Source organism: Dyella sp. M7H15-1 (genome assembly GCF_004114615.1).
In the GTDB taxonomy this organism is placed as follows: Bacteria; Pseudomonadota; Gammaproteobacteria; order Xanthomonadales; family Rhodanobacteraceae; genus Dyella_B.
This window is the reverse complement of the sequence record NZ_CP035300.1, coordinates 1504360-1527800: the sequence shown is the minus strand read 5'-3', so window position 1 is coordinate 1527800 and position 23441 is coordinate 1504360. Positions and strand designations below refer to the sequence as shown.

The window sequence follows — 23441 nt, the reverse complement described above, 5'->3', positions numbered from 1 at the left end:
TAACATGGGCGATAGCAGCGATGGGGCTGCTGGTAGCCGGCACGATCGTTGCCCAGTCGTCGCCACAAGGCGGCCTGAGTCTTGATCAGGCCGTCGTACGCGTTCAACAGCAAGTGGGCGGCAAAGTGCTGTCAGCCGAGGCACGACAGTTGGCGCGCAAGGTAGAGTACCGGATCAAGGTGCTCACGCCCGAAGGGCATGTGCGTACCATTATCGTGCCGTCAGATGCCACTCGCACGCTGCCTGCGGCACAATCCATCAAGAAATTCCCCAATGGCGGAAGCAAGAAGGAGAAACACTAATGCGCATCCTCCTAGTCGAAGACGAAGCGCCGCTGCGCGAGACGTTGGCAGCCCGCCTCAAACGCGACGGGTTTGCTGTGGATACCGCCCAGGATGGCGAAGAGGGCATCTACATGGGTCGCGAAGTACCATTCGATCTAGCCATCATCGACCTTGGCCTGCCCAAGATGTCGGGCATGGACCTGGTCAAGGCCCTGCGTGAAGCCGGTCAACGTTACCCCATCCTTATCCTTACCGCGCGTGGCAGTTGGCAGGACAAGGTCGAATGTCTCAAGCACGGCGCCGACGATTACCTGGTCAAGCCGTTCCACGTCGAGGAGCTGCTGGCTCGCATCAATGCCCTGGTGCGCCGCGCGAGCGGCTGGTCCAAGCCGGTACTGGCCTGCGGTCCAATCAAGCTCGACACCACGGCGCAGACCGTGACGGTGGAAGGCAAGCCGGTGGACCTCACCAGTTACGAGTACAAAGTGCTCGAATATCTGATGCTGCACGCCGGCGAGCTGGTCTCGAAGGCGGATCTGACCGAACATATCTATCAACAGGATTTCGATCGCGATTCAAACGTGCTCGAGGTTTTCATCGGTCGTTTGCGCAGGAAGCTGGACGCAGAAGGAACGATGAAACCGATCGAAACGGTACGCGGACGCGGGTATCGCTTTGCCATCCCACGCAGCGAAGACGAATGATGCAGCAGAACGCCGCCCGTTCTCACTGGCGGCGCGCGCAGCGCTTACGACCGGCTTGGTGCTTGCTGCATTCCTGGGCGCCATCGGCTGGACGCTGTCGCGCACCTACGCGACCAGCGAACTCAACAAGTTGCAGGATCGCCTGCACGACAGCGTGATTTCCTACATCACCGGCACCGATGTGCGCCGGGATGGTAAGCCGATCATGCCGGACGCACCGCCGGACCCCATGTTTTCTCGTCCGGGTTCGGGTTTGTATGCCGTGGTGTTGGGGGGCAATTTCCACTGGGAATCCTCGTCCGCATTGGGACGCGATTTCAGCTTTCTGCACCAGCTTGAACCGGGTGTGTCGCAATTCGTCGGGCCGGTGGATACCGAGCTGGGGCGGCTTTACTACTACAGCTTCGGTGTTGCCATGGAGGTTACGGACCACGACCCTGTGCGCCTTACCTTTACGGTGGCGCAAACGGAGGACGAGCTGGAAGGTAATATCGCTGTGTATCGGCGCAGCCTGGTGGGCTGGCTGGCTACGCTCGGCGTGATGTTGATCGTGCTGCAATTGATGCTGCTGTACTGGAGCCTATCGCCGTTGCGCAAGGTGACCAGCGACATGAGTCGCGTCGAGCATGGCGATACGGATCACCTGGACAGCCAGTATCCGATCGAGTTGACTGGCCTTACCGAACGCATCAACGCCTTTATCGACAGCGAACGCGAACAGCGCACGCGTTATCGCAATACGCTGGCTGATCTGGCGCATAGCCTGAAAACGCCCTTGGCGGTGATTCGCTCGCAGCTCGAATCATCCGGCGACATTTCGGTGGCGGCGCGCTTGCCGGTGCTTGATCAAGTACGCAGGATGGATGAGCTGGTGGCCTACCAGCTTGCCCGTGCAGCGACGACAGGTCGCCAGACTTTTGCCAGCGCGGTGCCGATTGCCGGTCATGCCGAAGATCTGGTGCAAAGCTTGGAAAAGGTCTACGCCGCCAAGAACGTACTATGCGAATTCGATATCGAGGATGGCGCGGCATTTTACGGCGAGCAAGGTGACCTGCTGGAACTGATGGGCAATCTGCTGGAGAACGCCTTCAAGTGGGCCGGCCATCACGTGTTGCTGGTGGTGAAACCGTTGCCGCAGGTGGGGCGTCAGCGTCCTGGCCTGTTGCTCAGTGTGGAAGACGATGGCCCGGGTATTGACGCGGACAAGATCGAGAAGGTTCTGCAGCGCGGTGTGCGCGGTGATGAGCGGGTCAAGGGCCATGGTATTGGCCTTTCCATCGTGCAGGACATCGTGCGCGCATATAGCGGCGAGTTAACGGTGGATCGTTCGGCAGAATTTGGTGGCGCGCGCTTCAGCGTGGTGTTGCCGCCAAACTGAAAAGACTGTGGCAGTGGCTTACTGGATGGAGCCTGGCAGCAGTGATTGCCAACCCAGGCCGGAGCTGTGTGGCGAGCCGCCATCTGACGAGGTATCGCTACCGCTCATGTGGACCGGCGCATCATCCGCGCTGTCGTTGGAACTGGAAGCATGGTTGTTGCTGGAAGAATCGGTGGAGCTGCTCTTGCCGCTGCGCAGAATGCTCATGGCATCCCCGCTCACCGACGAATTGTCGTGATGGGTGCTGGGTTCGGCAGAATGATCGGTGCAGTGGTAGCCCGACCCCGCGTTCATACCATTGGCAGCCAACGTCCCAGCAGCCGTTGCATTGGTGACGGCGCAGAAACTTAGCAAGCATCCGAGCAGCAGTGGTGTGGAACGCATGGCGATGAGCCCTTGGGGCGTGAGCCTATCGTTCCGATAGTTCCAGAAACCTTGCCAGGATGCCAGTGCCCCGCCCTTGTGCTGCGAAGCAACTCAAGACCAAGGAGAAAAGTAAAGAAAAGAGTTGCATGCTGTGTTGAAGATGAGGGAAGGCCCCTCGCCGACAGGCTCCCGTGTCAGTCGGCAAACTCCCTGAGGCTGCTGCAGCCGCGAGGCTGTGGTGGTGAAAGCGCAGGGTCGAAAAGTGAGTGCTGTGGAGACGAACGAGAGTGAACTGCCCGCGACGTACCGAAACGCATGAGATGAGATCGAAAGTCGGGCTGGGGACGAGCCTGATGAGCAAAAGCAGACAGCTAACGGGAATGCGGGTCTGCTGGTCTCCGGTATTCAGGCAGCGTGACCGAGGCACAGACTTCAACAGGAACGCAGGAGACCACGATGCGATGCGAAGGGAACGGTACAACCGGACAAGGGAGGCCAAGTACCGATGCGCATCGTGGAGTCGGAAGGTTCCATAGTAGCGATGAAGTGAGGTAATGCTCATGGAGCGAAGGGAACCTGTCGAGAATGCCGGAACGCCGAATCAACTGGGCAGCCGGGAGGAGTTGGGTGGAAAGGCGAAACCCTTTGAAATAGACAAGTGGGAAGTGGTAGCGGCCTATCGGCTGGTACGGACCCATGGCAAAGCGGCAGGAATAGATGGTCAGACGATGAAGGAGTTCGAGCGGGGTCTAAAAGACAACCTGTACAAGCTCTGGAATCGATTGTCGTCTGGCAGAGTGATACTTCAACTTCGCCATGCATATCATTGTTGGGATTTCACTCCAACTTTTCGCGAACGCATCAAGACCGCATACAACACCGGCATCACCAGCAACACCAACGGCACCTGCACCAGCAGGCCTGCAATGATCGCCACTGCCAGCGGTTGCTGCATTTGCGAGCCAGAGCCCAAGGCCAACGCCAGTGGCAACAGCGTAAGAATCGCCGCCATCGTGGACATCAAAATCGGGCGCATACGGTGCCGGGCAGCTTCCAGCAAAGCCTCATGCAGCGGCTTTTCGACAACGACTTCCTCCAATTCGGAGAAATAGAAGATCGCCACTTCGGTGACGATGCCTACGATCATGGTCATGCCCATCATTGCGGAGATGTTGAGCTCGATGCCTGTGAGCCACAAGCCAATAAACACCGCACCGATGGCCAGCAATGGCATCAGCATGATCACTAGCGCCACGCGAAAGCTTTCGTAGAGGAACAACAGCAGTGTGAATACCAGTGTGATGGCAGCAAACAATACGACAGTCAAACCTTTGAAGGCTTCTTGCTGCTGTTGATACAAGCCACCCAATTGGTAATACATGTCTTTGGGCAGCATGCTCGGCCTGGCCAGCATGGCTTTCACATCGTTGATCACCATGCCCATGCTGCGCCCGCTGATGCGGCCGGTGACTGCGACCATGCGCTTGAGATTGCTGCGCGTGATTTCCGGTTGTCCTTGCACGATCTGCAAGCTCGCTATTTGCGATAGCGGCAGCAAATGGCCGTCCGCCGCGCGAATGGGTAACGCAGACACTTGTTCCAGGCGTTTATAGGCGGATACCGGTAAGCGCACGCGCACCTCGATCATCTTGCCGTCAACGGGCAGCTGTGTGGCGACAGTGCCGTCGATGGCCGCGTTGACCTGTTCCTTTACCGCCGTGGGATCCAATCCCTGCAAAGCCGCCTTGGCAGGATCCACCGTCATGACCAACGCATCGCCAGCGGGATTGATGCCAGGAAGCACGCCATTGACGCCACCGATCTTGCCCAGCGCATCGGCCACTTGCCGCGCCGTATCGTTGAGCTGGTCGGGATCATCGCTGTAGAGCTGAATCTCGATTGGCTGCGGCACGGCTACCAGGTCGCCGATCATGTCTTCCATCAGCTGCGACACTTCCACATCCAGCCCAGGCACCTTCTCTTCCGCTTCCTGGCGAATGTCGTTCATCACCTCTTCGGTGGAAGGGCGCGAACCGTTTTTCAACCGCACGAAGATGTCGCCGGTGTTGGCTTCGGTCAGCGCATCACCAAGCTGCAAACCGGTACGGCGCGAATACGTATCCACATACGGATTGGCGCGAATGATCGCCTCGACCTGATTAAGCAGGCGCCCGGTTTCCTCCAGCGAAGTGCCCGGCTTGGAAATGTAGTCGAAGGTAAAACCACCCTCATCCATCGCTGGCATGAAGCCGGTACCAACCTGGTTGAACGCCAGGGCGCCGACGGCGATCAAAGGCAGCACAAACACTGTGATCCACACTGGACGTTTCAGCCAGCGCTGCAGCAGGTTTTCATAACCGTGCCTCATCCGCTGCGAGAACGCACCACCCGCATGATCACCGATGTGCCGCTGGTCCAGCAGCCGTTCCGACAACAACGGCACGACGATCCAGGTCAGCAGATAGGAAATCACCAGCGCGCTGGCCATGGTCAGCGACAGGGCTTTGAAGAACGCACCGGTAACACCGGTCAGGAACGCCAGCGGCACAAAGATCACCACGGTCGCTGCGCTGGAGCCTGTCAGCGGGCGCGTAAATTCCCACGCAGCACACCCGATCCGCTCGCTCACTTTGCCGCTGGCGCCATGCAGGCGGCGCATGATGTGTTCCTGCATCACGATCACGTCGTCGATGATCAGGCCCACGGCGGCCGCCATGCCGCCGAGCGTCATCATGTTGAAGCTCATGCCCAGTACGTGCAGCAGCAGCACAGTGATCGCCAGCACGGCCGGCACCACCAGCATCGCAATGAAAATCACGCGCATATTGCGCAGGAACACGAACAACACCAGGCCGGCCAGCACGATGCCGATCAAGATTGCATCGCGCACGCTGCCGGCCGCGCCGGTGACGAGCTGCGACTGGTCGTACCAGTTGGCGATCTTCACGCCGGGCGGCATCTGCGGCACGTAATCCTGCAGGCGCTGCTTCACATCTCGTGCAATCTGCACGCTGTTGCCATCCGATTGCTGCAGGATCTGAATCAACACCGCATTCTGACCATCGGCGGTCACGCGAATCCACTGCGGCACGTGGCTCAGCATCACGTCGGCAATATCACCCAAGCGCACGATGCCATGACTATCCGCGCGCACCACGATTTGGCGCAGCGCATCCACGGTGCGCGGCTGGTTCTGGGCCAACAGCAAATACAGCTTGTAGTGATCGGAAACATGCCCCATCGCTTCGATGGTCGCTGCGCGACTGACGGCGGTGGCGACATCGGTAAGGCCGAGATCCTGCGCACGTAGACGGTTCGGGTCCACGTCCGCATGGAATTCCGTGACCTCCCCACCTTGCACTTGCACACGTGCTACGCCGTTAATGCCGCTAAGCAAGGGGCGCAATTGATACTGCGCCAAGTCATATAAAGCACTGGGCGACAGCGTGTGCGAGCGCAGACTGTACGCCAGCATCGGGTACGAACTTGGGTCCATGCGGCGCGTGGTGAGCTGCGTACCGGTTGGCAGGTCCGGCAACACCTGGCTTGCGGCGGCACTGACGTCGCCGAACGCGCGGCTCATGTCCGTGCCCCAGTCGAACGTGATCGACACGTCCGCACTGCCGCGGCTGGTGGTGGAGCGAATGTCGCGCACGCCGGGTACGCGACGCAACGCCGTCTCGATGGGCGTGGTGACGGCAATCGCCGTCTGGTCGGCAGGACGATCGCCGGCATCGAGCGAAAGCACGATGTGTGGGAATTGCACATTCGGGAACAACGCCACCGGCATGAAGATGGTGCTGCCGATACCGCCGATCGTCAGCATGACCACAAGAAACAGCAGCGAACGCCAATGTCGCTGCATCCATGCGGTGATGCTCACTTGGTGGACTCCTGCTGAGCCTTCGATGATGCTTGCGGGGCTTTGTCCACCTCGTCGCCTTCGCGCACGGCGTCGCCATCATCCAGCTCGTAGTTGCCGGTTACGATGACCTGCATCTTGGCGTCCAGCGGGCCTTGCACGCCGACAGTATCGCCGTCCGGGTGCTTCAGCGTGACGTCGATGCGCTTGGCGTGATCGTGATCGACGACAAACACATAGGCACCTTTGTCATCCTGCAGCACGGCGCCGCGCGGCAATGCCCACGCGGTATAGCTGGTGGTGTCGATACTCGCCTGCACGGCGGAGCCGGCCACCAGCATATTGCCGGCTTCCGGCGGCAAGCTCGCCTGCAACGGCAGCAGGTGCGTCTGCGCGTCGACGGCGTGTCCCACCAACTCGAGGCGACCATGCAAGGTTTCGGCAGCGCCATAGGCACCTTGCACGTCCACCGGCATGCCGGGCTTGAGATGCGCCCCCTCTTCTGGCTGCGCGCCCAGGCGTGCAACCAATGCCTGGGATGGCGCGAAGCTCAACAACGCCGTGCCCGCCTGGAAGCGATCACCCAGGTTCACGTTGAGTGCCGTCACCACGCCGTCGGCAGGAGCATTGATGGTTTCTTCGGCCGTGCCGCCGCCCAGTGCGCGCTGCGCTTCCAGGCCCGCCTTGGCATCGTCCAGCGCCTTGCGTGCCGTGGCCACCTGCGATTGAGTGGCCAGATGTTGCGCAGCCATCTGCTGGGTGCGTTTGAGTTCGCCGGTTGCAAGATCCAGTGCACTTTGGGCTTGCAGATACATGTTGCGGGCAACTGGATCGGGCGCTACGCGCAACAACGCCTGCCCGCGCTGCACGGACTGCCCTCCCGCCACCAGCAAGCCGATCACTTGGCCGCCATGGCCCAGGCTGATCGTGCTGGCGCGGTGCGGATCGCCCACTACCGTGCCCCACGCCTGGATGGTGTCGTGGAAGGTCTGGTTTGCCGGCAATGCAGTCGTTACCAACACCGTGCCTTTCACTTCCGGTGCTTCATCGTCATCGGCAGCGCCACCTTTGCTGCAACCGGCCAGCGCAGCAAGCATCAATGCCGCTAGTGCGACACGCGTAAGGACAAGTCGATTCATGGTTTGAACGTGGACGCTGGGGACGGTTGGAGATCAGTACTGCCGAGCAAGGCTTCCAGCGCAATGGCTTGCTGCGATTGCTGGTCGCGTGCGGCGATATAATCCACATCTGCGCTGAGCGCATTCGCGCGTATGGATAGATAGGTTGGCCAGTCGAGCAAGCCTTTTTGCCAGGCGCTTTCGGCAGCGCGGCGCGCTTCATCCAGACGCTTGGATTGTGTCTGCGACTGTTCAAACTGCTTGGTCAAGGTGGCCTGATCGAGCATCAGCTGGTGGATGTCGTTGCGAGTCGTCAGCACACGGTTTTCGTAATCATCCTTGAGCTGCTGTCGCGTCGCTTTTTCGATCGCGATATTGCCGCGGTTGCGATCGAACAACGGCAGGGTCACACCGATGTTGATGCCGTGCGAAGTGACACCGGAGTTGTCGCTTTGGCGATCAACGCCGACCGTCAATGCGGGAAACTGCGCGCGAATGGCACCGCGTAAGGTGATCTCTTGGGATTTGTACCCGGCCTGCAGCGCCAACAGGTCCGGACGCCGCTGCGGCAGGCTGGCCAGCGCAATCTCGACCTGGTCGGGTGTGGGTGAAGCCTGGAAAGGCTTCCCGATCAAATCCAGCGGCGCATCCGGTGCCAACCCGAGTAGCACGCGCAGATCGTGCTCCGCCTGATGCCATTGCACGGTGCAATCGGATAGGCGCTTGGTGGCATCAGCATAGGCATTGAGGCCGGCGCTGGCGGCATCAAACGTGAGGTTGCCCTCCTGCAATGCCTTGCGCACGTAGCCATCCACGGGCGCGAGCTTGGCCTGTTCCGTGGAAAATTGCCGCTGCTGCTCACGCAGCGAAACGATCCGGTTGAACAGTTGGCGCGCCTGAGCAATGGTCTGCCACTCCGTCCAGAGCAAGTCCAGGTTGACCTGATCGGCCTGCGCATTGGCCGCTGCCTTGCGAGTGGAGCGAAGCAGCAGACTGGTGACGTCTTCGCTGATGCCGTAGGCGGACGCGGTCCGATAGCCCGGAATGGGATGGGTAAGGTATTCCTGGTTGATGGAGATTTGCGGATCCGGCAGCAGTCCTGCCTGGAAGGCTTGGGCGCGTGCAACGCCGAGCTGGTCGCGCATCACCTTCAAATCCGGGCTATTGGCTACCGCCAGGATCGCCACGTCGGTAACGTCCGTCCCGTGGGACAGGTCGAACTGATGAGCACGCAGCGCCGGCAGCGGCATGGTCGATGTATCGACCGAAAGCTGCGATACATCCTTGGCCCCCTGCCTTTCGCCTACTGGCAAGGGAGCGTAAGTGGCGCAGCCCGCCAGACCTAGAACACATGCCACCAGGCTCAGCCGCAGCGTGTGCGAGAGAGGCGTTGCATAGTCATGGGGTAAATCCTTACGAAACAGTCGCACCTGCATCTCCAAGTCTTGGATCGGATACAAAGGCGTGCTGGTTACTTACTTTCCAGGCGTGAAAAACGTGGGGAGCCCTCAGGGTCGAATGGCACTTTCATTTAGTGACGCGACACACTATGAGGCCTGTGCTGCCCTTGCCAGTGATGGAGCGCGTTTTGGCGTACAAATCGTCACCAGCGGTTCGCATATTGGCTGCCTCATAGATTCAAAACTTGTTCCAGAAGGTATGTCCCCTACGGGTCCATACATTCATAGTCATGGAACCAATATACGCTTTAAACTGAACGCTATCGATCGAAACTTCATAGACGACAGAGCCCGCTTCACGGGGTCCCGAACGCAGATTTTCCTTAGAGCATGTCGTCATAAGATTCTGAGCCACATGACGAGGCAGCGAATTTGCACAGCGGCAAGGAAAGAGGACAGATTCTTCGCGTAGCGTGTCGCCACACCACGCCACTGTTTCAGGTACAAAAACGCATTCTCAACCAGGTGGCGATGACGATACAGGTACGTGTCGTAGTCGCGCGGCTCTTTTCGGTTTTTACGTGGCGGAATATGCGCCTGCATGCCTTGCTCATGAGCCTGCTCAACAATGGCATCACTGTCATAACCTTTGTCGGCCATGAGATGCTCAGCAGGAATGTCTTTGATCAGTTCCGCAGCCTGCGAACAATCTGCCCGGGTACCCTCTGTAACAAGAATTCGGACTGGCATACCATGCGCATCCACGGCCAAATGTATCTTGGTGTTGCGCCCCCTTTTGTGAGACCTATGCCCTGATTGCCGCCACGAGCTCCCGCTGCATGAGGATGAACCTTGCAGTGACTGGCATCGATCATCAGCCACTCAAAGTCCGGCTCATCCATCACACGTTCCAACAGACCTTCCCATGTGCCGTTATCGCGCCAGCGACAAAAGCGCCGATGGGTATTCTTCCAATCGCCGTACTCGGGTGGTAAATCTCGCCACGGCGCTCCGGTGCGAAGTATCCAGAACACTGCGTTGATGAATTGCCGATTATCTTTGGCTACACGCCCCCATCGGCCCGCTTGACCCGGCAAATGGGGTTCAAGCAAACCCCATTTTTCATCGGAGATGTCATGGCGTCGATAGGCCGCAGTCACAGAGGATTCCATCCAGCAAGATTCCATGGCGGGTAGTTAACCATATTTCAACACCTCATGACGACAGGCTCTAGTGGACAAAAACTAGATTGGTTCAGCGCTCGCGATTTTGCCAGTGGTCCCGGTTATCTTGCGACGCCGTACAGTGTGATTTATCAGCACGGCGTCAACACGACAACAACGGTCATCCGCTATAGCGACATGGACAGATAACTTGCTTTATCACGCTCCTACCTACTGTTACGCCCAAACAGGCACAATAGGGCCATGACATCCCTTGTATTGCTCAGGCTGTGGACGGGTAGGGCGCTGAGGGGCAATTTAGTCGACGTCTGGAGCGAGCACGCCCCAGGATCTGAGTAGCGCTTGAATCCTGGTGACATAGGCGGCGCCGATGGCAGGCGTTTCGGAGTGGTAGGCGGCTACGGCTTGCCACGTGTTGCCGTATTTTTCCATTTTGCGACGAAGGTACCAGGCACCTACGTAGGTGTTGATGCAGGGGTTCAACAATTCGTTCGCGCCAATATCGAAACTGGACAGTTCCGGCAGATGTACGGAATTGATCCCCATGACGCCGTAATCCGTGGTGGCGTTGGTGTTGTAATGGATGACGTCGGCACGCATCTGTGATTCTTCATACGCAATGGCACGTAGTACATAGGGGTGCACTTGTTGATAGCGGGCGGCATCGTCGATGCAGTCGGCGCGAACTGGGCAGGTGTGTGAGGCTGCGAGCAGGGTGATGAGGCCGATGACTGCGCCGGCTGATGGGCGCTTTATCTGCGCAATGGATGTGATAGAGAGCATGGCGTCCTGCCAAGGGGCGAATCGGTTCTTTATAGTACATGGTGTGTCGAAATGGATTTAGTGGGGAAGGGCAGCGTTGGCATTATGGCGAGATTCGGATAATTTCGAGTTTTTTAAAAATTCAACAAAAAACCCCAGCACAGCCGGGGTTTTTTGTTCGAGACGACTTCCTTCAGTGCGGGGTGTGTTCGTGACGCGCCAGCTTGTGCGTCTCCTCATCCAGCTTGTCGCCAAGTAGGCGTCGCACGCTGACGTAGAACACTGGAATCAGCAGCAGGCCGAGGAAGGTGGCGAACACCATGCCGCCGATCACGCCTGTACCGATTTCGTGGCGGGAGTTGGCGCCAGCGCCGGTGGACAGCACCAGCGGCAGCACGCCGAGGATGAACGCCATCGAAGTCATCAGGATCGGGCGGAGACGTTGACGGGCCGCGGTGCGCACCGCATCGAACAATGTCTTGCCTTCGGCTTGTTGTTCCACGGCGAATTCCACGATCAGAATCGCGTTTTTCGCGGCCAGGCCGATTACCGTCACCATGCCGATCTTGAAGTACAGGTCGTTCGGGAAACCGCGCAACATGGATGCGACCACCATGCCCAGCAGGCCCAGCGGTACCACCAGTAGCACGGAGATCGGGATCGACCAGCTTTCATACAGGGCCGACAAGCAAAGGAACACGATCACGATCGACAACACCATCAAGAGTGTCGCTGAGTTGCCGGCGAGCACTTCCTGATACGACTGACCAGTCCAGTCCGCACCAAAACCCTTGGGCAGATCGCTGTCGACGATGTTCTGCAGTGTTCCCATGGCCTGGCCGGAGGAGTAGCCCTTGTTGGCATCGCCTACGATTTCGATGGCGGGATAACCGTTGTAGCGCGTGAGCGAAGGCGCTGCCATGCTCCAGGTGGAATGCACCACACTGGACAACGGAATCATGTTGTACGGTCCGTTGGCCGAGCGTGTAGTGGTGCTCGACGACGTGCTAGTGGTCAGCGAGCTGGGCGTGTAGACGTGGCTCAGCGAGTTCGTGTCCATGCGGTACGGGGCATCTGCCTGCACCATCACGCGCTTCACGCGGTCTTCGTAGATGAAGTTGTTGATGTACACCGGCGCTAGCATAAGCTGGATGGCGTTGTACACGTCACTCACCGACAGGCCTAGTGCCGATGCCTGCAAGCGATCGACAGTGAGGTTGTATTGCGGTGCATCTGGCAGGAGGTTCGGACGGGTGCCGAACAGCGTTGGGCTTTGTGAGGCCTTGCCCAGCAGCATGCCCATCGCTTGGGCAAGCTCGGCACGCGGCTGACCGGTGCGTGCCTCCAGGTACATGTCCACGCCACCAAACTGGCTGAGGCCGCGGATGGTCGGCAGGTTCACCACGAAGATTTGTGCGTCGCGAATGCCGTGCAACACGCCGTTAGCCTTGAGGATGAAGTCATCCGCCGTAATCGAGCGCTCGCTCCAGTCCTTGAGCCTGATGAACACCATGCCGGCGTTTTCGCTGCGGCCTACGAAGCTGAAGCCGCTGATCTGGTACATGCCGACATAATCGTTTTTCAACGGACTGGCCGCGAGTTTGTCGCTGACTTCCTGCATCACCTTTTCCGAGCGTTCCACTGTGGCGCCGGGTGGCAGGCTGACGATGGCCAGGGCGAAACCTTGGTCTTCGTTGGGCACGAAGCCCGTGGGCAGCTTGGTGTAGAGGAAAACGGCGAGCATGCTGATCAGCACGTATACGATCATCCACCGCGGTGCATGGCGCACCGCACTGCCAATATGACCGTGATAGGTGTGCGTCACCCAGTCGAAGGTCTTGTTGAACCAGTTGTACAGGAAGTTCTTCTTTTCCTCATGTGTGGGCTTGAGGATGGTGGCGCACAGGGCCGGGGTGAACGACAACGCGAGGAACGCGGAGAAGCCCATCGACACCGCAATGGTCAGCGCGAACTGCTTGTAGATCACACCGGTGGCACCTGGCTGCAGCGCGGACGGCACGAATACTGCCGCCAGCACCAGCGTGATGGCCACTACCGCGCCGGTGATCTGGCTCATTGCCTTGCGCGTGGCTTCTTTCGGCGGGAGGTTTTCCTCGGTCATGATGCGCTCGACGTTCTCGATCACCACGATCGCGTCGTCCACTACGATACCGATGGCCAACACCATGCCGAACAGGGTGAGCTGGTTGATGGTGAAGCCCAGCGGCGACAGGCCGATGAAGGTGCCGAGCAGGGCGACCGGGATCACCAGCGTCGGGATGATGGTGGCACGGAAGTTCTGCAGGAAGATCAGCATCACGAAGAAGACGAGGATGATAGCCTCGATCAGCGTGCGCAGCACCTCCTTGATCGACACCTGCACGAACGGCGTACTGTCATACGGTATGAACCAGGTAACGCCTTGTGGGAAGTCCTTGGCCAGCTCTCCCATCCTGGCACGCACGGCTTCGGCCACGTTCAGCGCATTGGCGCCCGGCAGCAACTGCACACCGAAGCCACCGACTGGCTTGCCACTCCAGGTGGAGGTGAAGCCGTAGGTTTCCGGGCCGAATTCGATGCGTGCGATGTCCTTCATGCGCACCACGGTGCCATCGGGGTTCGCACGCAGGATGATGTTACCGAACTGCTCAGGGTTGTTGAATAGGCCTTCGGCCGACACCGTGGCAGTGAAACTCTGTCCGCTGACAGCCGGGTCGGCACCGAGTGAGCCGGCAGCGAACTGCACGTTCTGGACGGAAATCGCGTTCTGGACATCGGTGGCGGAAAGGCCGTAGCCCTGCATCTTGTCTGGGTTCAGCCATACGCGCATGGCGTATTCGGAGCCCACCTGGAAGGTGTTTCCCACGCCGGGAATGCGTCCGATCTGGTTGACGACCTGCGAACCGACGATGTCGTTGAGGCGGTTACCGTCGATCTCCGGGTTGTTGGAAATCAGGCCAATGAACATCAGGAAGTCCGGGTTGGCCTTGGCCACCACCACGCCCTGCTGCGTCACCGCGGCTGGCAACTGCGGCTGCGCCAGCGACACCTTGTTCTGTACCTGTACTTGGGCGATATCCGGGTCGGTGCCGGTGGCAAAGCTCAGGGTGATGGTGGATGTGCCGTTCGAGTTCGAAGCCGAACTGAAATACAGCAAGTTATCCACCCCGGTGAGCTGCTGCTCAATCACCTTGGTGACGGTGTCTTCCATGGTCTGGGCGCTGGCACCCGGAAAGGTGGCCGAGACCGTGACTTGTGGCGGCGCAATGTCCGGATAGGATTCCACACCCATGTTCAACACGGAGATGGTGCCGACAAGGGTGATAAGAATGGCGATCACCCACGCAAAAATGGGGCGGTCGATAAAGAAACTCGGCATCAGTGTTCTCCTAAGAGCCTGTCTAGAGGCTTGACGTGGCCCGCGTTGTCACGGTGGGGTTGCCAGGTGGTAGTGCGCGGCGCAGCGCTTTGGCTGGCAAGCCAATCTGCGCGCTGCCGCATGGCAGCCACACCGTAACAACCCTTCGGGCCGGGTCTGTTTGCCCGTCGGGCTGCGTCCTCACTCAGTGGTGTATCGACATACACGCCTTCGTTCCTCCTTGCCCGTTAGGCAAACAGATCCCGGCGCGGGCCACGCCGAGACCCTAGACAGGCTCTATGGATGACCGGCGGCAGGGCCTTGGTCGGCCGGCGCCTGGCCAGGTGCCCATGGGGTCGCCTTGGCGGGTGTGCCCGGTTTGACGACCTGAATGCCCGACACAATCACCTGATCGCCTGCATCGAGGCCGCTGGTCACCACCCAGTCGTTGTCGCGCATGCTGTCCGCCACCACGCGTTTCTGGGCGACATTGCCATCCTTGCCGACGACCAGGGCATAGGGGCCGGCCGGATCGCGCTGGATGGCGGCCTGCGGAATCAGAAATACCTTGTTCAACTCCCCCATGTTGGCGGTGAGCGTGACGTACATGCCTGGCAGCAGACGCTGCTGCGGGTTGGGTATGAGTGCACGCATGTTGATGGCACCGGTGGTGGGGTTGACGATCACCGACGAGTAATCAAGCTTGCCGAGCTGGTCATACTTGCTGCCGCTGGGCAGGGTGATCTGCACCGTGGTGTTGCCCGGATTCGACAGCGACACGTTGCCGGCATGCTGGGCGCGTTGCAGGGTATCCAGATCGGCAGTGCTGAGGGTGAAGTTCACGTATAGCTGATCAATCTGGTCGACCGTGGTCAGCAAGGTTGAGCTGGAGCCGGTATCCGTGGTGCTGGCACCGACGATCGCGCCTTCGGTTACCTGCTGCTCGCCGGCGCGGCCGGCGATAGGGGCGGTGACATGGGTGTAGCTCAGGTTGACCTGGGCCATCTGCACATTGGCTTCGGCTTGCTTCATCGTGGCGAGCGAGGAGCGCTCGGTGGCCTCGTCGGTATCGAGTTGGGCTTGTGAGATGTAGCCCTTCGGCACGAGTTGGCGGTCGCGATTGGCGATGACGTGGGCATTGGTATACGTGGCCTGGGCCGATGCCAGCGCCGCCTGGGCGGCAGTGAGGGTGGCCTTGTACGGCGCCGGATCGATCTGGAACATCAACTGACCTTGCTTGACGTCAGTACCTTCGGTATAGACGCGCTTGAGCAACAGACCCGATACGCGGGCGCGTACGTCGCCACTGCGGTAGGCGGACAAACGGCCGACTAGATCCTTATGCAGCGGCACGTTCTGCGGTTGGGCTTCCACTACGCCTACAGTCGGCGGTGGCATCTTGGGTGGGCCCTGTTCCTTGCTACTGCAGGCGGCAAGCGCCAGCAAGCTCAGGCACAGCACCGGTGTGCGCATTGACGTCGACTTCATGAGAACTCCATGACTTAGCGTAAACGGGGGTAGGATGAGGCAAAGACCATTCTAATGTCCGGCAAAACGTGCCGGACATTTTACGTGTATCGGATAACGGCGGGTTTGTCCTGTGTCGTTCGTCCCTCTACGACAGAGGTCTGGCAAATATACCGATCAGTTTACAATTTGTTCGTAGTGCGAATCCAGCCCCTTGCGATCATGACTGAAGGCACAGGCTACCCCACCATCCCCTGTGAACCACTTGCCATGTGTCGGACTCAAGACATCAGCAACATACGTGCTGCGTAAGCTTTCTACACCCACAATGATCATTAGGTGGCGGACGATGGCTTGAGTAATCGTGTCGCCCCATTTTTCGGTGTAGATAGGACATCGGCGCTTTGCGGATCGTCAAAGTCGCGGACCCGCGGCCTGCACTCATGTCTCTATAAATCACATTTTCAGTCGAAGTCATCATGACCGCACACTGATCGATGTGTCTGCGAATGGAACGTGTTGTTGCGTTGCCGATGGATTCAATGCATTACGAAGCGTATGCTTTTAAGGCTTTCTGCTCCATTCTCAACCGCTCCCATTGTCTTGCCCGTCCCCACTTCTTAAGTAAATAGAAGCCATGAATGCGATCCATGTGACTAACGACATCCCTCTCGCGTCTGTCGTGCTTGAAGAGTTGAAGAAAAGCGGTTTTCCGACTAAGCGCCTTGATGAGGCGCAATTTTTTATCAGCGCCTTTTTCTCGCGCATTGCCAACACCGATATCGACCTGCACACACCAGTCGAATGGGCCAGGGTGATCGCAGGGCTGATTGATTTCATGCAGCAGCGTCCACCGGGTCGCGCCATGGTGTGCGTTACCGATGCGGGGCATGCTGCGCGCAGCGCGGTCGAGATCGTCACCGATGACATGCCGTTCCTGATCGATACGGTCAGCATCGTGCTCAATACTCGCTCGCCAGTGCACGCTGTGATCCATCCGGTGGTGAAGGTCAGCCGCGATGCGAACGGTCAGTTGCAGCGCGTGGGCGATGAGCAGGGCTTGCCCGAGTCCATCATGCATTTCGAATTGGACAATATCGAGGGCGAGGCTGCGCAGTCGCAGCTCAAGGCCCAGATCGAAGCCGCGCTGGAAGACGTGCGCGTCGCCGTGCGCGATTGGGAGCCCATGCGTGACAAAGCGCTGGCGATCGCCGCCGACCTCCCGAACCGCAAGCTGCAACTGGACGCTGCCTCTATCCACGAAGCCAGCGAATTTCTGCGTTGGCTGGCTGACGACAATTTCACGTTCCTGGGTTACCGCGAATACGAAGTCGCTAAGGCCGAGGGTGATGAAGTGCTGCGCCCGCTTGAAGCATCGGGTCTGGGCATCCTGCATGGACGCGAGCGTTCCGTGGCGCCGCGTTCGCTGCGCACCCTGGTGGCGCATGATCTGCCGCAGTCCGGTTCCTACGATGCCATCATCCTGACCAAAACCAATGCACGCTCGCACGTGCATCGTGCGGGCAATATGGATTACATCGGCGTGCTGAAGTTCGATGCCCATGGCACGCCCGTTTCCGAGCAGCGCTTCCTTGGCCTGTTTACCTCTAACGCTTACATGACCCGTCCGCAAGAAGTGCCGATGGTGCGTCAGCGCGTGGAGGCGGTGCTGGCGCGCTCGGGTCTCAAGCGCGATTCGTATTCGGGCAAGTCGCTGCGCCATATCCTGGAAACGCTGCCGCAGGAAGAGTTGTTCCAGGCCAGCGAGGACGAGCTGTTCGCGACCGTGATCGGCATCCTGGAGCTGCAGCAACGCGCCCAGTCGCGCTTGTTCGTACGTCGCGACCGTTACGGCCGTTTCTTCACCTGCCTTGCGTTCGTGCCGCGCGATCGCTTCAGTACCACAGTGCGCGAGCGCATCGAAACGATGCTGCGCGAGGTGTTCCATGGCGAAAGCGTGGATTCCAACGTGCTGATGGGCGAATCCGCCCTGGCGCGCTTGCATGTCACCGTGCGTCCGCATCCGGGTGATCAGCTCATCTATGACGCAGCAGACCTGGAAAATCGCCTGCTGCATATTGTGCGCAACTGGCACGATGGCCTGCGCGATAGCTTGATCGGCCATGCAGGCGAGACGCAAGGTGTGGTCTTGCTCAATCGCTTTGGTAAGACACTGCCGGCCGGCTATATCGAAGATGTATCGCCGGAAGTGGCCGCGCACGACGTAGTCGCCCTGGCGAGCCTTAAGAACGACGATTCGATCCACCTCCATCTATATGAAGATCCGCGTGACCAGAGCCTGCGTTTCAAGGTGATCCACGTCGGAGCGCCGATCTCGCTTTCCGATGCGCTACCCATGCTGGAAAACATGGGCGTGCGTATGCTTGCCGAGCATGTCTACACGCTGGAGAGCGAAGGGCGCACGCTGACCATCCACGATTTCGAGCTGAAGTCGAAGTCGCCGCTGGTGTTCGAATTGTCACATTTGCGCGAGCGCTTCGAGCGCAGCTTCGAGGCGCTGTGGCGTGGCCAGGCGGAAAGCGACGGCTTCAACAACCTCGTGTTGTTCGCGCAGGCCGACTGGCGCCAAGTGGCCGTGCTGCGCGGTTACTGCAAGTACCTGCAACAGGTGGGCATTGCGTTCTCGCAGAGCTACATGGAAGAAACACTTAATCGCTATCCGGCCATCGCCGGTCTGCTGATCGAGCTGTTCTGCGCCAAATTCGATCCTCGTCGCGAACAGCTCGGTGCGGCTGAGTTGCAGAAAGCCCAGGCTGACCTGCGCCGTGAAATGGAGGCGCTGATCCCGGCCGAAATGCAAAAAGCCAAGCCGGAACTGATCGAAGGCATCGTCAATGTGTTGGTGCAACGGCGCGAACAGCAGGTGCACGTGTTGTGGGAAGCGCTCAAGTCGCTGCTGGACGACGTGGCCAGCCTTGATGACGAGCGCATCATCCTGAGCTTCATGAACACCATTCGCGCCACGTTGCGCACCAGCTTCTACCAGAAGTGGGAGGGCGCGCATCGTCACTACATCAGCTTCAAGTTCGACTCCAAACAGGTGCCGGATGCACCCAAACCGGTGCCGTATCGCGAAATCTTTGTGTACGCGCGGCGCGTGGAAGGTATCCATCTGCGCTTCGGGCCGGTCGCGCGTGGTGGTTTGCGGTGGTCGGATCGCCGCGAAGACTTCCGCACTGAAGTACTGGGTCTGGTGAAGGCGCAGATGGTGAAGAACACCGTGATCGTACCGGTCGGCTCGAAGGGCGGTTTCTTCGTCAAGCATCCGCCGGTGGGCGGCGATCGTGATGCGCAACTGGCCGAAGGCATTGCTTGTTATCGCTTGTTCATCAACGGCCTGTTGGATATCACCGACAACCTGGTTGAAGGCAAGGTGGTGCCGCCGCACGATGTCGTGCGTCACGATCAGGATGATCCGTACCTGGTGGTGGCCGCCGACAAGGGCACGGCGACGTTCTCCGATATCGCCAATGCCATCTCCATCGAACACGGCTTCTGGCTGGGTGATGCATTCGCTTCCGGTGGTTCGAACGGTTACGATCACAAGGGCATGGGCATTACCGCCAAGGGTGCATGGGAATCGGTGAAGCGCCATTTCCGTGCGCTGGGCCGCGACTCGCAGAGTGAGAATTTCACCTGTGTCGGCATCGGCGACATGTCCGGCGACGTATTCGGCAACGGCATGCTTTTGTCCAGGCACATCCGTTTGGTTGCAGCGTTCGACCACCGTCACGTGTTCCTCGACCCGAATCCGGACACCGCCAAATCCTTCGTTGAACGCGAGCGCATGTTCAAGCTGCCGCGTTCGAGTTGGGAGGACTACGACAAGTCGTTGATCTCCGTCGGCGGTGGTGTGTGGTCGCGCAGCGTGAAGTCGATTCTGATTTCGCCAGAAGTGCGTGCAGCATTGGGCTTGAAGGCCGATGTGCAGCACATGTCGCCGACCGATCTGCTCAACGCCATTCTCAAGGCGCCGGTGGACCTGCTGTGGAATGGCGGTATCGGTACCTATGTGAAGGCCAGCAGCGAAACGCATGCCGACGTGGGTGATCGCGCCAACAACGCACTACGTATCAACGGCGCGGAGCTGCGCTGCAAGGTGGTGGGCGAGGGTGGCAATCTGGGCTTCACCCAGAAGGGGCGCATCGAAGCTTCCCAGCATGGCGTGCTGCTCAACACCGACTTCATCGACAACTCTGCTGGTGTGGACACCTCCGACCACGAGGTCAACATCAAGATTCTGCTTGATGATGCCGTGCAGCGTAACGAGATCACCGTGGAGGGTCGCAACCTGCAGCTCGCTGCGATGACCGACGAAGTAGGCGAACTGGTGCTGTGGGACAACTACCGCCAGAACCAAGCCATTACGCTGATGGAGCATCAGTCGGCGAAGCGTCTGGGCTCGATGGCACATTTCATCCACACGCTGGAAGGCGAAGGCCTACTTGATCGCCAGGTGGAAAACCTGCCGAGCGAAACCGAGCTGACTGAGCGCAAGACGCGCGGCCAGGGCATGACCCGTCCGGAACTGTCGGTACTGTTGTCCTACGACAAGATCCGCCTGTTCCAGCAGTTGTTGGATTCGGACGTGCCGGAAGATCCTTACCTGTCGAAAGAATTGGTGCGCTACTTCCCTGCACCGTTGCACGACAAGTACGCCGCACACATGCAACGTCATCGCCTGAAGCGCGAAATCATCGCCACCGCCGTCACCAACTCCACCATCAACCGCATGGGCGCCACTTTCATGATGCGCATGCAGGAAGACACAGGGCAGGGGCCGGCGGCGATCGCCAAGGCGTACACGGCGGCACGCGAGATTCTCGGTGCGCGTGATCTGTGGGCACAAATCGAAGCACAGGACAGCAAGGTCGATGAAAGCACGCAGATCGACGCGATCCTGCAGGTCTGGTCGCTGCTGCGCCATATCACGCGCTGGTTGCTGAATCGTCCGGGCGGCACGCTGGACATCGCGGCCAATGTCGAACGCTATCAGGCTGCCGTGGCTGATCTGAGCGCCACCGTGCCGGAATCGCTGACGCCGGCTGGCACGGCCGATTTCGCCACGAGCCAGGAGAAGTGGGAAGGACTCGGCCTGCCGAACGATTTGGCCGTGCGATTGGCCAAGCTGCCGGAACTGCGCGCCATGCTCGATATGGTGGAAGTGGCACAGCAGACCGGCCAGCCCATCGCCAAGGTTGCCAACGTGTTCTATGAGCTAGGCCAGTCGCTGGATCTGGAATGGCTGCGTGGTCAGATCGAAGCCTTGCCGGTCGATGGTCACTGGCATGCACAGGCACGCGGTTCGCTGCTGGATGAGCTCAATCATCAGCATCGTGCGCTGGTCACGCAGGTGCTGACGCTGAATGGCAGTTCCAAGGATGTATCGCCCGTGCAAGCATGGCTGGATCGCGACGATGCCACACTGAAATACACCCGCAGCATGCTGTCGGAAATCCTCACGCAGAACGCGGATTATCCGATCGCCTCGGTAGCAGTGCGTCGTCTGGCCCAGTTGGCGCAGGTGCCGGTGGGTTGAGAGCCGTAAATCGGGAATCGGGAATCGGGAATCGGGAAGAGCGGCTTCCTGCAAGCTGGCGGGGACTTGCTCTTAACTATTCCCGATTCCCGATTTACGATTTCCGAATAAAGAGAACCCGGCATCGTAAAATCGGGGGTAGTGAAGTGAAGAGCGGCTTCCCGCAAGCTGGCGGAGGCTCGCTCTTAACTATTTACGATTCCCGATTTACGATTCCCGTTACATCACAGATGGATCTCCCACCATGCGCCTCGCGTTTGTCGCCAGCGAAACCAACGTCGCCCAGCAAGCACGTCGCAAACTCGTGGAGCGTTACGGCGACGTGCCTGCGGTCGAAGCGGAAGTGATCATCGCCTTGGGCGGCGACGGTTTCATGCTGCGTACTCTTCACGCGCATCGTGCTATTGCCGCGCCTGTCTACGGCATGAAGCTGGGCCGGGTCGGCTTTTTGATGAACAAGCACAAAATTGAGGAGCTGCCCGAGCGCATCGTGTGCGCGCACGCCGCCGAGCTGTTTCCGCTGGAGATGTGGACCACCGATGCCGATGGCCAGACGCGCAGTGCGCTGGCGTTCAATGAGGTGTCTTTGCTGCGGCAGACCAATCAGGCTGCGCACCTGGAAGTCAAACTTAACGACGAAGTGAAGCTTGCCACGCTGATTTGCGATGGCATCCTGGTGTCCACGCCCGCAGGTTCCACAGCCTATAACCTGTCTGCACACGGGCCGATCCTGCCGCTCGATGCCAACGTGCTGGCTTTGACCCCGATCAGCCCGTTCCGCCCGCGCCGCTGGCGCGGTGCCATCTTGCCGCATCGCACAGTAGTCAGCCTGCGCGTGTTGGATCCAGGCAAGCGGCCAATCAGCGCAACCGCGGATTTTCTTGAAGTGCGCAATGTGCGTACGGTGAATATCCGCCAGTCGCACGAGCAGGGTGTACGGTTGCTGTTTGATCCGGAGCACAATCTGGAGCAGCGCATTCTGGATGAGCAGTTTGCGGCGGATTGATCCGGCACGCTCCGCTTTTCTCCCTCTCCCCTCGAACCTCTCAGCCAATATCGTCCATGACCCGCCCCATCGCATCCGTTCACGATCCTCGCGCCGCCATGGACAACAAGCTGGTTGTTGCCATCTCCTCCCGCGCCTTGTTCGATCTCGGTGATAGTCACGCGTTGTTCGAGCGGGATGGTCTGGATGCGTATCGTGCTTTCCAGATCGAACACGAGGATGAAATTTTGCAACCCGGCGTGGCTTTTCCGCTGGTGCAGAAGCTTCTGAGCTTGAATCGGCTAGCCGGCGACGTGCCGCCGGTCGAAGTGATCCTGCTATCCCGCAATTCGGGCGATACCGGACTACGCATCTTCAATGCCATTCAGCACTACGGCTTGGAAATCAGTCGTGCGGCTTTTACCAGCGGCGCGCCCACCTCCGACTACATTGCGCCGTTCAACGCCGATTTGTTCCTTTCGGCCAATGCGGAGGACGTAGGCCGCGCCCTGAAAGCCGGCGTGGCTGCGGCAACCATCCTGCCTTCCGTCGCGCCGCCACGTGCCAGCGAGCAGTTGCGCATTGCCTTCGACGGCGATGCCGTGATCTTTGGTGACGAAGGCGAGCGCGTATCGCGTGAAGAAGGTCTGGAAGCCTTCCACCGCAGCGAAACGGAGTTGGCCGATGAACCGCTGTCAGTAGGCCCGTTCCGTGGTTTCCTTACGGCGGTACATCGGTTACAGGCGGCATTCCCGGCCGAAAATTCGCCCATTCGCACCGCACTGGTCACCGCACGCTCGGCTCCCGCACACAAGCGCGTCATTCTTACCTTGCGACGCTGGGGCGTGCGCATCGACGAAGCCCTGTTTCTCGGCGGGCGTGATAAAGGTCCATTCCTTGACGCCTTCGGTGCCGATATCTTTTTCGATGACTCGCCGGTCAACGTGGAATCTGCGCGAAAACACGTGGCGACGGGTCATGTACCACATGGCGTGAGCAATCCGTGATTCTGT

General features: G+C 59.3%; 13 protein-coding genes and 1 pseudogene. 6 read left to right on the top strand and 8 right to left on the bottom strand.

The window, feature by feature from the left end:
* Positions 1-20: 20 nt before the first annotated feature.
* From EO087_RS07185 to EO087_RS07175, 3 genes are read left to right on the top strand one after another with little or no spacing between them, the layout of a single operon-like run.
* Positions 21-302 carry a hypothetical protein gene (locus tag EO087_RS07185; RefSeq protein WP_128898269.1) on the top strand — a complete coding sequence of 94 codons (282 nt, stop codon included), beginning with the start codon at positions 21-23 and terminating at the stop codon, positions 300-302.
* Complete coding sequence (locus EO087_RS07180) at positions 302-988, top strand: response regulator transcription factor (protein ID WP_128898268.1); 687 nt, start codon at positions 302-304, stop codon at positions 986-988. Before EO087_RS07185 ends, EO087_RS07180 begins: the two co-directional genes overlap by 1 nt.
* Complete coding sequence (locus tag EO087_RS07175) at positions 960-2366, top strand: ATP-binding protein (RefSeq protein ID WP_128898267.1); 1407 nt, start codon at positions 960-962, stop codon at positions 2364-2366. Before EO087_RS07180 ends, EO087_RS07175 begins: the two co-directional genes overlap by 29 nt.
* An 18-nt stretch (positions 2367-2384) precedes the next feature.
* Here the strand turns inward: EO087_RS07175 and EO087_RS07170 are convergent, their stop codons facing one another.
* The 8 genes and pseudogenes from EO087_RS07170 to EO087_RS07135 all read right to left on the bottom strand — a co-directional run bounded on the left by EO087_RS07170 (position 2385) and on the right by EO087_RS07135 (position 15904).
* The gene (locus tag EO087_RS07170) at positions 2385-2750 is read right to left on the bottom strand and encodes a hypothetical protein (protein WP_128898266.1); all 366 of its coding nucleotides are present in this window, start codon (positions 2748-2750) and stop codon (positions 2385-2387) included.
* 805 nt (positions 2751-3555) lie between these two features.
* Positions 3556-6615, bottom strand: coding sequence for an efflux RND transporter permease subunit (locus EO087_RS07165; protein ID WP_128898265.1), 3060 nt, complete (start codon positions 6613-6615; stop codon positions 3556-3558).
* Positions 6612-7733, bottom strand: a complete 1122-nt coding sequence (locus EO087_RS07160; protein WP_128898264.1) for an efflux RND transporter periplasmic adaptor subunit — start codon at positions 7731-7733, stop codon at positions 6612-6614. The genes EO087_RS07165 and EO087_RS07160 overlap by 4 nt, the downstream gene beginning before the upstream one ends.
* Positions 7730-9142 carry a TolC family protein gene (locus tag EO087_RS07155; RefSeq protein ID WP_240669157.1) on the bottom strand — a complete coding sequence of 471 codons (1413 nt, stop codon included), beginning with the start codon at positions 9140-9142 and terminating at the stop codon, positions 7730-7732. The genes EO087_RS07160 and EO087_RS07155 overlap by 4 nt, the downstream gene beginning before the upstream one ends.
* Positions 9143-9508: 366 nt before the next feature.
* Positions 9509-10284: pseudogene (locus EO087_RS07150) on the bottom strand (IS5 family transposase).
* Between the two features lie 309 nt (positions 10285-10593).
* Complete coding sequence (locus EO087_RS07145; protein ID WP_128898262.1) at positions 10594-11079, bottom strand: lytic transglycosylase domain-containing protein; 486 nt, start codon at positions 11077-11079, stop codon at positions 10594-10596.
* A 172-nt stretch (positions 11080-11251) separates the two neighbouring features.
* A complete protein-coding gene (locus EO087_RS07140) occupies positions 11252-14437 on the bottom strand; it encodes an efflux RND transporter permease subunit (protein WP_128898261.1) in 3186 nt (1061 codons plus the stop codon).
* A 276-nt stretch (positions 14438-14713) separates the two neighbouring features.
* Entirely contained in the window at positions 14714-15904 is a 1191-nt protein-coding gene (locus EO087_RS07135; protein ID WP_128898260.1) for an efflux RND transporter periplasmic adaptor subunit, read from the bottom strand.
* A gap of 616 nt (positions 15905-16520) precedes the next feature.
* Here EO087_RS07135 and EO087_RS07130 point away from each other — a divergent pair.
* From EO087_RS07130 to EO087_RS07120, 3 genes are all read left to right on the top strand, one after another.
* Positions 16521-21443, top strand: coding sequence for an NAD-glutamate dehydrogenase domain-containing protein (locus EO087_RS07130; protein WP_128898259.1), 4923 nt, complete (start codon positions 16521-16523; stop codon positions 21441-21443).
* A 244-nt stretch (positions 21444-21687) separates the two neighbouring features.
* Positions 21688-22449 (top strand): NAD kinase, encoded by a 762-nt coding sequence (locus EO087_RS07125; protein WP_128898258.1) that lies wholly within the window; start codon positions 21688-21690, stop codon positions 22447-22449.
* Between the two features lie 56 nt (positions 22450-22505).
* Positions 22506-23435, top strand: coding sequence for a 5'-nucleotidase (locus EO087_RS07120; RefSeq protein ID WP_128898257.1), 930 nt, complete (start codon positions 22506-22508; stop codon positions 23433-23435).
* Positions 23436-23441 lie beyond the last annotated feature (6 nt).